The organism is Bacillus sp. RC51 (genome assembly GCF_044908115.1).
Taxonomy (GTDB): Bacteria; Bacillota; Bacilli; order Bacillales; family Bacillaceae_G; genus Bacillus_A; species Bacillus_A mycoides.
The window spans coordinates 745701-758609 of record NZ_JBIYCW010000001.1; the positions used below are offsets into that span (position 1 = coordinate 745701).

Annotated in this window: 11 protein-coding genes and 1 pseudogene; all 12 read left to right on the plus strand. The window is 36.7% G+C overall.

What is annotated here, in order from left to right; all coding sequences use genetic code 11:
• Positions 1–28 precede the first annotated feature (28 nt).
• The 12 genes and pseudogenes from gntK to ABH959_RS03915 all read left to right on the plus strand — a co-directional run bounded on the left by gntK (position 29) and on the right by ABH959_RS03915 (position 12801).
• Positions 29–1567, plus strand: coding sequence for a gluconokinase (gntK, locus tag ABH959_RS03860; protein WP_113937794.1), 1539 nt, complete (start codon positions 29–31; stop codon positions 1565–1567).
• Between the two features lie 14 nt (positions 1568–1581).
• A complete protein-coding gene (locus ABH959_RS03865) occupies positions 1582–2931 on the plus strand; it encodes a GntP family permease (RefSeq protein ID WP_002136120.1) in 1350 nt (449 codons plus the stop codon).
• Between the two features lie 18 nt (positions 2932–2949).
• Entirely contained in the window at positions 2950–3846 is an 897-nt protein-coding gene (gnd, locus tag ABH959_RS03870) for a phosphogluconate dehydrogenase (NAD(+)-dependent, decarboxylating) (protein ID WP_113937795.1), read from the plus strand.
• A gap of 155 nt (positions 3847–4001) precedes the next feature.
• On the plus strand, positions 4002–4538 hold the full coding sequence (locus tag ABH959_RS03875) for an NADPH-dependent FMN reductase (protein WP_002031805.1): 537 nt from the start codon (positions 4002–4004) through the stop codon (positions 4536–4538).
• Between the two features lies 1 nt (position 4539).
• Positions 4540–5769 (plus strand): MFS transporter, encoded by a 1230-nt coding sequence (locus tag ABH959_RS03880; RefSeq protein ID WP_113937796.1) that lies wholly within the window; start codon positions 4540–4542, stop codon positions 5767–5769.
• A 63-nt stretch (positions 5770–5832) separates the two neighbouring features.
• Positions 5833–6390 carry a YdcF family protein gene (locus ABH959_RS03885; protein WP_113937797.1) on the plus strand — a complete coding sequence of 186 codons (558 nt, stop codon included), beginning with the start codon at positions 5833–5835 and terminating at the stop codon, positions 6388–6390.
• A gap of 102 nt (positions 6391–6492) precedes the next feature.
• The gene (locus ABH959_RS03890) at positions 6493–7440 is read left to right on the plus strand and encodes an ABC transporter ATP-binding protein (protein WP_033709046.1); all 948 of its coding nucleotides are present in this window, start codon (positions 6493–6495) and stop codon (positions 7438–7440) included.
• 3 nt (positions 7441–7443) lie between these two features.
• Positions 7444–8955 (plus strand): ABC transporter permease/substrate-binding protein, encoded by a 1512-nt coding sequence (locus tag ABH959_RS03895; RefSeq protein ID WP_113937798.1) that lies wholly within the window; start codon positions 7444–7446, stop codon positions 8953–8955.
• Positions 8956–9168: 213 nt separating this feature from the next.
• Positions 9169–10596: a basic amino acid/polyamine antiporter gene (locus ABH959_RS03900; RefSeq protein WP_002031795.1), complete on the plus strand. Its 1428-nt coding sequence runs from the start codon at positions 9169–9171 to the stop codon at positions 10594–10596.
• Positions 10597–10672: 76 nt separating this feature from the next.
• Positions 10673–10933, plus strand: coding sequence for a hypothetical protein (locus ABH959_RS03905; protein WP_002085825.1), 261 nt, complete (start codon positions 10673–10675; stop codon positions 10931–10933).
• Between the two features lie 222 nt (positions 10934–11155).
• Positions 11156–11410 (plus strand): annotated as a pseudogene (gene tnpA, locus ABH959_RS03910) (IS200/IS605 family transposase); the annotation flags it as partial.
• Between the two features lie 35 nt (positions 11411–11445).
• On the plus strand, positions 11446–12801 hold the full coding sequence (locus ABH959_RS03915; protein ID WP_113937799.1) for an RNA-guided endonuclease TnpB family protein: 1356 nt from the start codon (positions 11446–11448) through the stop codon (positions 12799–12801).
• The last annotated feature ends 108 nt before the right edge of the window (positions 12802–12909 follow it).

Below are 12909 nucleotides of genomic sequence, written 5' to 3' on the forward strand. Positions count from 1 at the left end.
TTTTGCTAGAAACGAAGGGAAGGTTCGCATGGAAACAAGGGGGAGAGTAATCGGGGTTGACATCGGTACCACAAGTACGAAAACGGTTGTATTCACTGAAAAAGGAAAAGTCGTTGCTTCACATGCAATTGATTATCCAATTATTCAACCGAACGTCGGATGGGCTGAGCAAGATCCTGATGTAATATGTGCTGCTGTATATAAAACTGTAAGCGTTGCCATTAAAAATGGTAATGTGTCACCGGAAGATATTTCTTCAATCGGTATTAGTACAGCGATGCATGCCTTAATTGCTGTAGATGAAAACGGTGCGCCGTTAACGCGCTCTATTATTTGGGCAGATAATAGAAGCACAAAGCAATCAGAAAAACTATTACAACAAATGAATGGTCATGACATTTATAGAAGAACTGGTACACCAATTCATCCGATGTCACCACTTTCTAAATTACTGTGGATGAAAGAAGAAGAAACGGATTTATTCAGAACTGCTTATAAATTTATTTCCATTAAAGAGTATGTCATTTATCAATTATTTTCACGCTATGTAGTTGATCATTCAATCGCATCAGCTACTGGGTTATTTAATTTAGAAACATTAAACTGGGATGAAGATGTTTTAACTATGTTAAATATGTCACCAGAACAATTATCAACACCTGTACCAACTACATATATTTTATCGGGAATGAAACCGGAATTAGCACAAAAGATGGGCATTCATGAAGATACTCCAGTTGTTATTGGTGCGAGTGATGGTGTTCTTGCAAATGTAGGTGTCGGTGCAATATCACCTGGATCAGCTGCAATTACGATTGGGACAAGCGGTGCGGTTCGAACAATTTCATCAAGTGTTAATACAGATGAAAAAGGAAGAACCTTTTGTTACGCATTAACAGATGAGCACTGGGTAATCGGTGGACCGACGAATAATGGCGGGATTTTATTAAGATGGCTACGTGATGAATTCGGTAGTCCAGAGCAAGAAGTTGCAAGGAAGCTTGGGATTGATCCTTATGATTTATTAATTAAGTATGCAGAAAGTGTACCAGCTGGAGCAGAAGGATTGCTATTTTTACCGTTTTTATCTGGGGAACGTGCACCTTACTGGAATGCAAATGCTCGTGGTACATTCTTCGGTATAAACCTTCAGCATAAACGAGAACATTTTATACGAGCAGTTATGGAAGGTGTTTGTATGAGTGTGTATTCAGTAGCACTTGCCATTCGAGATTGTACAGGGCCACTTACTGAAATACGTGTTTCAGGAGGCTTTGCGAAATCTGCATTTTGGAGACAAATGTTATCTGACATGATGGGGAAAGAATTACTTGTTCCAGAAAGTCATGAAGCATCTGCGCTTGGGGCAGCGGCACTTGCTTTGTATGCAATTGGGAAAATTGATTCGCTTGAAGAGGTGAAGGATTGGATTGATATTGTCCATCACCATGTACCGAATAAAGAAAATACGGCTTTATATTTAGAGATGTTTTATATGTATGAACGACTTTACAATCGTTTGAAAGAAGAATTTGATTGTATAGCTGCTTTCCAACGTAAACAATAGGGGGATTGGGAGAAATGGTAGTTGGAATCGTACTAGCGGCTGTTGTTATATTACTTTTACTAATTACGGTAGTAAAATGGCATCCATTTGTCGCGTTAATTTTAACAGCAATCGGTGTAGGGCTAGCAATGGGGATGCCCTTAATTGGAACTTCACCACAACATCCAGGGATTATCGATTCTATTAAATTAGGTCTTGGTAATACGTTAGGGTTTTTGGCGATTGTTTTAGCTTTAGGAACAATGCTTGGAAAAATGATGGCTGAGTCTGGCGGTGCTGAACGAATTGCTAACACATTAATTGGACGTTTTGGGAAAAAGCGTGTTCACTGGGCAATGATGTTCGTTGCATTTATAGTAGGGATTCCGGTATTTTTCCAAGTTGGATTTGTACTATTAATTCCGTTAGTATTTACAATTGCGTTAGAAACAGGGGTATCACTTATTACAATCGGTATTCCGCTAGTAGCAGGTCTTTCGGTTGTACACGGACTTGTTCCACCGCATCCAGCAGCTATGGCAGCGGTAGGTATATTTAAAGCAGATGTAGGGAAGACAATTTTGTATGCATTAATTGTCGGACTTCCAACTGCAATAATTGCAGGTCCGCTTTACGGGAAATGGATTGGTGCTCGTATACATAAAGAAGTACCGTTAGATATAGCGGAGCAATTTATTGAAAGAGATAAGAAGAAGGAACTTCCTAGCTTCGGAAATACATTGTTTACTATTTTACTTCCAGTATTTCTTATGCTAGGTGCATCGATAGCGGAAGTAGCATTAAATAAAACAAGCCAACTTGCACAAGTATTGCATTTTATTGGAGATCCAATAGTCGCATTATTAATTGCCACGATATATTCTTTCTTTAGTCTTGGCTATGCAAAAGGGTTTTCTAAAGACAAAGTCTTACAAGTTACAAATGATTGTTTAGGCCCAATTGCAAACATACTGTTAGTTATCGGTGCAGGTGGTGCCTTTAATAAAGTGTTATTAGATTCTGGAATTGGAACTACAATTGCGGAGATGGCGAAAGAATCACATATTTCACCGATATTATTAGGTTGGGGAATTGCTGCACTTATTCGAATCGCGACTGGTTCTGCTACTGTTTCCATGATGACAGCAGCAGGAATAGTGGCACCGATTGCGGCAAGTACACCAGGAGTTAATGTAGAGTTACTGGCACTTTCAACAGGTGCAGGGTCATTAATTTTATCGCATGTAAATGATTCTGGATTTTGGATGATTAAAGAGTATTTTGGAATGACTGTGAAAGAAACATTATTAACATGGACTGCAATGGAGACAATATTATCTGTTGTAGCACTTGGGCTAATTTCGTTATTAAATATATTTGTATAGAATGGGAGATTGATTAATATGAAACTAGGTTTAATTGGATTAGGAAAAATGGGATTCCCATTAGCTGAACACTTATATGAAGACAAGCATGAAGTAGTTGTATACGATGTAAATAATGAACTTGTTGAAGAGGCAGGAAAACTAGGGATTACTGCACGTCATACGTTAAAAGAAATGATCGCTGAACTAGAAGCACCTCGTACAATTTGGGTAATGGTACCTGCAGGAGAAGTTGTTGAGTCAGTACTAAAAGATGTATATCCATTATTAGAGGAAGGCGATATCGTTATTGAAGGTGGAAATTCATTCTATAAAGATACGTTACGCCGTGCTGAAGAAGCGAAAAGCTTTGGCTTACATTACGTAGATATCGGTACATCAGGCGGTGTGGAAGGAGCTAGATACGGTGCTTGCTTAATGGTTGGTGGAGAAAAAGAAATTTATGATCAACTAGAACCTTTATTTAAAGATTTAGCAGTAGAAAATGGTTATTCATATGCAGGCCGCGTCGGTAGTGGGCATTTCTTAAAAATGGTTCACAACGGTATTGAATACGGAATGATGCAAGCAATCGCTGAAGGATTTGAAGTACTAGATAAAAGTGATTTTGATTTCAATTATGAAGATGTTGCAAAAGTATGGGCAAATGGATCAGTTATCCGTGGTTGGTTAATGGACTTAACTGAAAAGGCATTTGCAGATGATCCGAAACTTGATGGTATTAAAGGTGTAATGAACTCTTCAGGAGAAGGGAGATGGACTGTTGAAACTGCACTTGAATTACAAGCAGCGGCACCAGTTATCGCTATGTCATTATTTATGCGCTACCGTTCACAAGAAGATGATACATTCCACGGAAAAGTGGTTTCTGCACTTCGTAATCAATTCGGTGGACATGAGGTTGTGAAAAAATAGGGAATATTAGTTTTGTGAAACTCATACGAAAGTATGAGTTCTTTTTTTATTTCTCATACTATTTTATGAAAGCTATTACCCCTTTTTACTGTATTTTGTATAGAAATTTCTGATAATATATAAATATAACTTGAAAACAAAGGGGAGAAATAATTATGAAACTAGTCGTTATTAACGGTACACCAAGAAAATTCGGTAGAACTCGCGTTGTGGCAAAATATATTGCAGAGCAATTTGAAGGGGAGTTATACGATTTAGCAGTAGCGGAATTGCCTTTATATAATGGGGAAGAATCACAACGTGAATTGGAAGCAGTTAAAAAATTAAAAGCTTTAGTGAAAGCAGCAGACGGTGTAGTACTATGTACACCAGAATATCATAATGCGATGAGCGGAGCGCTGAAAAATTCGTTAGATTACTTAAGTAGCAGTGAATTCATCCATAAGCCTGTCGCATTACTAGCAGTTGCTGGAGGCGGTAAAGGGGGAATAAACGCATTAAATAGTATGCGCACTGTCGCTAGAGGCGTTTACGCAAACGCAATTCCAAAACAAGTCGTGCTTGATGGATTACATGTGCAAGATAGTGAACTTGGAGAAGATGCAAAACCATTAATTCATGATTTAGTTAAAGAATTAAAAGCATATATGAGCGTATATAAAGAGGTGAAAAAACAATTAGGAGTTGAGTGATATGTCCTCTCTTTATCATGATTCTCGCTTGTATTACATTCTAGGCGCCAATAGTTTATCTGCTATTGGCTCTGGGATTGTTATGATAACGATTCCGTGGTTGTTAATTAAGGAAAGTGGAGGAGAGACAACGTTTGGTTATGTTTCTATCGTTGCGACTCTCATAATGTTTTTATTAACGCCATTTATTGGGCAAAGCATAGATCGTTTTTCAAGAAAATCTTTATTGTTATGTAACGAAGGTATCGGGATAGCCATTATAGGAATGATGGCCATTTGGGGATTTGCTGGGCAATCATACAATTCTATTCATTACATTATTATTTATATAGCAGGTTCTTTCTATTATCTATTATTCTATCCTACAATTTTTGCATTTAACCAAGAAATATTTCAATCTGAACATTATAAAAGTTTAAGTGGCACGATGGAGATACAAGGACAATTAACGCAAGTTATTTCAGGAGCGGCCGCTAGCTTTTTAATTGAGATTATTTCTTTGAAATGGATTTTGTTAGTGGATATGTTAACTTTTGCAGGAGCATTTTTCCTGTTCTTATGTATACCGTATGTAAAGAAAAAAGAAGTAAAAGGGAAAGTAACATTTAAGAAGCAATTGTTCGAAGGAATTCACTTTATGAAAACTCGCCCTAAGTTCTTTTGGTTTTTACTTGCCACTTATATGCCGTTTATCGGTGTTATGATGGCAAATTATTTAATCCCAGTTTATATTTCAGATATACTCAAAGCTAATGCCTCTGTATACGCGATAGAAGGTATGATGTATGGTGTTGGGGCTGTTATTGCGGGAATAAGTATTCCAATCATGATGAAATATGTCAAAATAGAAATTTCAATCGTTATGACGATGGTTATTTATGTAATTTCAATTACCGCAATGATTATTGAGCCTTCCATTATGTTATTATATGGACTTGCGATTTTCCATGCGATTGGAAATGCTGGAACACGAGTGGCGAGAAATGTATTGATGATGGAAGAAATCCCAAACGAAGTAATGGGACGTGTGGACAGCTTATTTCGATTAATTGGCACAGGAATTCGAATTGTATTATTAATGTTGTTTACGGCAGGTGTATCTAAAGCAGGGGTAATGATCCCGTTTTATGTACTGAGCTGTATATTGATCCTATCATTAGGGGTTGCTTTTTATTATGTAATTTCAAAACGTAAAACGGAAGCGAATGTGTCTAATAAATCAATTGTTTAAAAAATACTTCTGCCTCCTTTTCTTTTTCTATATAATAAAAAGAAAGGGAGTGTTAACTTATTTATGAACAAATGGATATTGCTTATAATCTTATTACTACCTCCGATATACATCATTTATATGACGTTTCGAATGAATAAAGTTGCTCGTGAAACATTGAGTAATCACTCTCCATACGTTCTTATATTAGGTGCAAAGTTATTTGGAGATAGGCCGTCTTTATCTCTTCAAAATCGTTTGGATATGGCGCTAGAATATTTACATGCTCACCCTGAGGTGAAAGTAATTGTTTCAGGTGGTCAAGGGGAAGATGAAGATATACCGGAAGCTCACAGTATGAGAAACTATTTAATGGTACATGGTATAGATGAGAATCGCATTTTAATTGAAGACCGCTCTACAAATACGTATGAAAATTTAAAGTTTAGTATGGATTTATATGATGTAAAGCATGCGGTAGTTGTAAGTAATACGTATCATTTATATCGAACGAAAATAATTGCAAAGCGTTTAGGGATAAAGATGGAAGCTTTGGCTGCTGAAACACCGAGACGCTCTAAGAAAAAAGCGTATGTGCGTGAATATGCTGCAATTGTGAAAACAATATTGTTCGACCGTTAGAGCTCAAATGAGAGCTCTTTTTTTGTATAATAAAGCGTATCATTTGAAATGAATGCTATATTCCATCAAAATAAAGGAAACAACATGAAAGGAGTTGTGTCTGTGATTCAATTTAATCATGTGTCAAAAGCGTATGAAGATGGCACAAAAGCAGTGGATTCATTGCATTTAGAAATTAAAAAAGGAGAATTTTTTGTTCTCATTGGTCCGAGTGGTTGCGGGAAAACAACGACAATGAAGATGATTAACCGTTTAATTGAAACGACGGAAGGATCAATTTTAATCGATGGAAAAGATATTCAACAATATAACATAAACGAACTACGTTGGAATATAGGGTACGTGTTGCAGCAGATTGCGCTGTTTCCACATATGACAATTGCTGAAAATATTGCAGTTGTCCCTGAAATGAGAAAATGGACCAAAAAGGAAATAAAAGCACGTGTCGATGACTTGCTACAGATGGTTGGGCTCGATCCAGATGTATATCGTGATCGTATGCCAGATGAATTGTCGGGAGGGCAGAAACAACGTGTTGGTGTCGTACGGGCATTAGCCGCAAACCCGAAAATTGTACTTATGGACGAACCATTTAGTGCGTTAGATCCGTTAAGTAGGGAGCAGCTCCAGAAGGATATCGTACAACTGCAAAAAAAGATTCAAAAAACAATCGTGTTCGTAACGCACGATATGCAAGAGGCTTTATCACTTGGTGATCGTATTTGTGTAATGAAAGAAGGAAAAGTTGTTCAATTAGATACGCCAGAAGGAATTATACATAACCCGAAAAATGAGTTTGTAGAGGAGTTCATTGGAAATCGTGGACGACCTTGGTATGAGGGGAAGAGTATAGAAGAGGTATTGCCGCTAGACGAGGGTATACGAGTTGAAGGGAATGCTTTATCTTTACATTCGTCATTACAAGAAGCACTAGTCCGCTTACAAACTGAAGAGTCAGTGCCGGTTGAAGAGCATGGTCAATATGTTGGAGCGTTAACAAGTCGTCATATTGTCAATTACATTGTTGAACAAATGAAGGAAAGAGGCTAAACAGTGACTGATTTTATTCAAACGTTCCAAGAACGAAAAGTAGAATTGCTAAGTGCATTAAGTGAGCATTTACAAATATCGCTTATTTCACTATTTTTTGCAGTAATTATTGCAGTGCCGCTCGGCATTATATTAACGAGAAAAGAACGAATGGCTGAATTTATTATAGGGACTTCTGCTGTTATGCAGACAGTGCCCTCACTTGCTTTACTTGGACTATTAATTCCGTTAGTAGGAATTGGAAAACTGCCAGCTATAATCGCATTAGTTGTGTATGCACTATTACCTATTTTACGAAATACATATACAGGAATACGGGAATTAGATGAATCACTTATAGAAGCGGCGAGAGCTATGGGGATGAATAGCTGGAAAAGATTATGGAAGGTAGAGCTTCCGCTCGCATTGCCAATTATTATGGCTGGTATTCGTACAGCGATGGTATTAATTGTTGGAACGGCTACATTAGCTGCTTTAATAGGCGCTGGTGGGCTCGGTAAGCTCATATTATTAGGCATAGATCGAAATGACCATGCGCTTATCATTTTAGGGGCCGTACCAGCTGCGTTACTCGCTTTATTCTTTGATATAGTACTTCGCATACTTGAGAGCCCGAAACGCTCTTCTAAGCGCGTTATATTGACGATATGTATAGTTGTAGTAATGATAGCTGCTCCATTTCTTTGGAATACCGAAAAGAAAGACATAGTTATTGCTGGTAAACTTGGATCTGAACCAGAAATATTAATTCAAATGTACAAGCAACTTATTGAACAGGATACAGATTTACAAGTGGAATTAAAGCCAGGCCTTGGAAAAACAGCATTTGTATTTGAAGCGTTAAAATCAGGTGAAGTAGATATATACCCGGAATTTTCAGGTACAGCTTTATCTACTTTCGTGAAAGAAGAACCGAAAAGTACAAATCGTGATGAAGTATATGAACAAGCTCGTATTGGAATGGAAAAGAAATATAATATGGTTATGTTAAAGCCAATGGAGTATAACAATACATACGCACTAGCCATGCCGAAAAAAATAGCAGATCAAAATAACATAAATACAATTTCTGATTTAGGAAAAAGTGCACAGGAAGCTAAAGTAGGATTTACATTAGAATTTGCTGATCGTGAAGATGGTTATAAAGGAATGCAAAAATTATATAACTATAAGTTTTCAAATGTTAAAACGATGGAACCGAAACTGCGCTATAGTGCAATACAATCGGGAGATGTTAATGTAATCGATGCATATTCAACAGATAGTGAATTGGAGCAATATGGTCTTAAAGTGCTAAAAGATGATAAAGGACTATTCCCGCCTTATCAAGGAGCACCATTATTAAGAACAGAGACGTTACAGAAATATCCTGAACTCGAAAAAGTATTAAATAAATTATCTGGAAAGATTACAGATGAAGAAATGAGAAAAATGAATTATGAAGTAAATGTGAATGGGAAAAGTAGCGAAGAAGTCGCAAAACAATTTTTACAAAAAGAGAAGTTACTTCGTTAATTTTACAATAAATATACAATTTTATATGTATGAAATGACCGTTCATTACAAAATGAACGGTTTTTTTGTGCATACTTATACATTTTTTCAAAAAAGTATTCCATTTTTCTTCATTTTCTTTTAGAATAAGTAATGTTTTCCTGAAAAAATATAAGAGAAACGTCTATTAGAGAAAAAGGTGACTTTAATAGTTGAACGAACATAACACCTAGAATGACAGATGGGGTGGTACAAATAGAAAAGAAGTTAGGATTTTTTCCGTTAATCGCATTAGTAGTTGGAACGATGGTTGGTGGCGGTGTTTTTAGTTTACCGCATGATTTAGCAGTAGGAGCAAATAGTGGTGCAACGATAATTGGTTGGTGTATTACAGCAATGGGAATGATTCCACTTGCGCTCGTATATCAAACGTTAGCAAGACAAAAACCGGAGCTTGAGGGCGGAATCTATAGTTATGCACGAGCTGGATTCGGTGAATATATTGGTTTTAACAGTGCTTGGGGATACTGGCTAGCAGGGATTTTAGGAAATGTTGCAACAATTATGTTACTGTTTAGTACATTAGGTTACTTCTTCCCAATTTTTAAAGGCGGAAATAATGTTGCGTCAATCGTAGGTGCATCACTTTTATTATGGACATTGCATTTTCTAATTTTATTTGGAATTCGTGAAGCTTCCATTATGAATGTTATCGCAACGATTGGGAAATTAGTTCCGATCTTATTATTTATTGTCGTGATGGTAACAGCGTTTCGCTGGGATACATTTACACATGACTTTTGGGGCGAAGGAACTATCTCAGTTTCCTCTGTACTAGGTCAAGTGAAAAATACAATGCTTGTAACCCTTTGGGTGTTCATTGGGGTTGAAGGAGCAGTTGTATTATCAGGAAGAGCTAAAAATAGTAGAGACGTTGGAAAAGCGACAGTACTTGGACTTATTTTAGTAATGTCTATTTATATTTTAATTTCTGTTCTGTCAATGGGAGCCATGACAAGAAAAGAACTTTCAGTATTAGAGACTCCTTCAATGGGACATGTATTAGAACATGTTGTTGGGCCATGGGGTGCAATGGCAATTAATATTGGATTAGTTGCGTCACTTGTAGGTACATTAATTGGCTGGTTTTTACTTGTTTCTGAAATTTCTCACGTAGCAGGAAAAGACGGCGTGTTTCCGAAAGTCTTTACGAAAACAAATAAGAAACAAACGCCGCATATGGCATTGTGGATTTCAAATATCGTTGCCCAAACTATATTTATAATCGTTCTGTTTTCACAATCGACATATCAAATTATGTATTTTATTGCGTCAACATCTATATTACTGCCGTACTTATTATCAGCGCTATTTCAATTGAAATTAGTCATCACGAAAGAGCTGAAAGTTGCGAGAGTAAAAAATGGATTGTTAGCATTAATTGCTTCCCTATACTCTGTATGGCTAATTTATGCAGCTGGTTTAAAGAATTTATTGCTTGTTTCAATCGTATATGGTATTGGGATTCTCGTGTATATGTTTGCAAGAAAAGAAAAAGGGAATCGTTGTTTTTCAGGCAAAGAGCGATATGTGATGTGGGCAATTGTTATTGCAGCTATTACATCACTTTATATGTTACTGACAGGAACTATAAAAATGTAAAAGTCCTTTTAATTTAAAGGGCTTTTTTCCTTGTCTAGAGAATATTTAATACATAAGATATTCAGGAGGGATGAAAATGGAAGAAAAAGAACAGTTGTCTAGAATTATGGATTTAGCTAGTGATTTAAGGAAAGTATTAGTACAAGAATCTTTTTTTAATCATCATCCTGAACTTCGAGGCGTGATTGAAAATTTAGCGAGTTCTGTAGAGAATTTGGCGAGTTTGCAGCAAAATAAAGATGAAAATGCCGAAGATCGATTACGGTACGTACTTGCTAAAATGAAAATCGCTCATAATGCCATTTTACAAGAAAAAAAAGCATTTCCTTCTCATTAATATACGTTTTAATTTTGAACCTGACGGATGACGTCAGGTTTTTTATCCTTTTCGGCAAGAAGACTCCATCTGATTTGTGTTACGGGTGAAACCCAACAATTCAGGTGGAGATGAATTGCCGTCAGAAGGTAGGCTGAACTCTTTTGTTTCGTTAATAACAATTTTTTAAAGAGCGAATATTTGTTTCTTTTGCGTCTTGCGATATAGCTTGAGCCAAAAGGAATTACTGTAGAAGAATGGAATCACGATGAAGACCATGTTCACGTTTTGTTCCGTTCAGTTCCAAACATTGATTTGTCAAAAGCGATTAACAGTTACAAAAGTGTTAGTTCTCGTTTCGTGAAACGAGATTTTCCTAAGATAAAACATGATCTATGGAAAGAAATGTTTTGGTCTCGAAGTTATTGTCTTTTAACAACGGGCGGTGCACCTATAGGTTCTATCCGTAAGTACATTGAATCACAAGGAATGAAATGATTTTAATGAACCCCCTGAGAAAGGTGGTGAAAACAATGGGTAGAAAGAAAGCAGTGAAAGTATTACGTAAACAAAAGAAAAGAGAAAACATGCAACGCTTCACTCAGAAACAGAATATCGGACGAGCTTGCCTTACTGCGAAAGAATTTCGTTTACTGCAACGCATGTCACATAGTTCAAAAGCGTTGCGAAATGTTGGATTGTACACGATTAAACAAAGTTATCTGAATAATAACAAGATGGCTACTGTAAAAGAAGTGGACACTGCCATGCAAGCCGATATGAACTACTCGGGCGTCCAATCAAACTCTGTTCAAGCGATTCGTAGAGCCTTATTTACAGAAGTAAAAAGCTTTTTTAAAGCATGGGAACAGTGGAAGAAAAAACCGGAAACATTCACAGGCCGTCCTAGGTTTCCGAATTATTCTGGTTCAACGGACAAACGAATCATTGAAATCTATCAAGTTCCAAAAGTGGATGATAATGGGTATTGGATGATTCCGATGAATGTGGCATTCAGAAAAAAATTCGGTTCCATTAAAATACGTATGCCTAAAAACGTAAGAAATAAAAAAATCTCCTACATTGAGATTGTACCGAAACAAAAAGGTCGGTTCTTTGAGGTGCATTACACATATGAAATGCACGTTTCTCAAATGAAGAAACACTCCACGACTACTAGTAACGCTTTGAGTTGCGATTTAGGTGTAGATCGGTTATTAAGTTGCGTAACAAATACAGGTGATACATTCTTAATTGATGGAAAAAAATTAAAATCCATTAACCAATATTTCAACAAAAAGATACGTAATTTGCAGCAGAAAAATATAGAAAATGGAATTTCAAAACGCGTTGTAACGAATAGAATGGCCGCACTTTGGCATAAACGAGAAGGGCGAGTAAACGGTTACATTTCACAAACTGTAGGCTTGTTGTTCAAAAAAGTGAAAGTATTCGATATAGATACTATTGTCGTAGGGTATAACACGGGTTGGAAACAAAAATCTGATATGGGAAAAAAGAATAATCAAAATTTTGTTCAAATTCCATTTCATAAACTGATTGCAGCGATTGAGAATAAATGTATAAAAGAAGGCATCCGTTTTTTGAAACAAGAAGAAAGCTATACTTCAAAAGCTAGTTTTCTTGATAAAGACAGGGTTCCTGTTTGGTCTAAGGATGATAGGGCGCATTATCGTTTTAGTGGCAGACGAATCACTCGTGGCCTGTACCAAAGTAAAGCAGGAACATGTATCCACGCTGATATTAATGGTGCGTTGAATACATTGCAAAAATCAAGAGTTGTAGAATTGGATGACAACCTCAAAGTGAAAACGCCGATTCTATTAGAAGTGCAAAAACGTAAGGCTGTTGCTTCGCGCATAGCTTAGTGGGTGCGTCAACCATCCATGTGTACTCGACTTGTCGGGGCTTGTAGCACACGCCGGATTCATCTGAGTGGTGGCTTCTTCTATAAGGAAGAACTGCTCTTTTTCGAA

What these genes read in the sequence shown, in the direction of transcription:
- ABH959_RS03915 (WP_113937799.1), top strand. Translation starts at nt 11,446, where the DNA reads ATGGGTAGAAAGAAAGCAGTGAAAGTATTACGTAAACAAAAGAAAAGA.
- ABH959_RS03905 (WP_002085825.1), top strand. Translation starts at nt 10,673, where the DNA reads ATGGAAGAAAAAGAACAGTTGTCTAGAATTATGGATTTAGCTAGTGAT.
- ABH959_RS03875 (WP_002031805.1), top strand. Translation starts at nt 4,002, where the DNA reads ATGAAACTAGTCGTTATTAACGGTACACCAAGAAAATTCGGTAGAACT.
- gntK (WP_113937794.1), top strand. Translation starts at nt 29, where the DNA reads ATGGAAACAAGGGGGAGAGTAATCGGGGTTGACATCGGTACCACAAGT.
- ABH959_RS03880 (WP_113937796.1), top strand. Translation starts at nt 4,540, where the DNA reads ATGTCCTCTCTTTATCATGATTCTCGCTTGTATTACATTCTAGGCGCC.
- ABH959_RS03865 (WP_002136120.1), top strand. Translation starts at nt 1,582, where the DNA reads ATGGTAGTTGGAATCGTACTAGCGGCTGTTGTTATATTACTTTTACTA.
- gnd (WP_113937795.1), top strand. Translation starts at nt 2,950, where the DNA reads ATGAAACTAGGTTTAATTGGATTAGGAAAAATGGGATTCCCATTAGCT.
- ABH959_RS03885 (WP_113937797.1), top strand. Translation starts at nt 5,833, where the DNA reads ATGAACAAATGGATATTGCTTATAATCTTATTACTACCTCCGATATAC.
- ABH959_RS03900 (WP_002031795.1), top strand. Translation starts at nt 9,169, where the DNA reads ATGACAGATGGGGTGGTACAAATAGAAAAGAAGTTAGGATTTTTTCCG.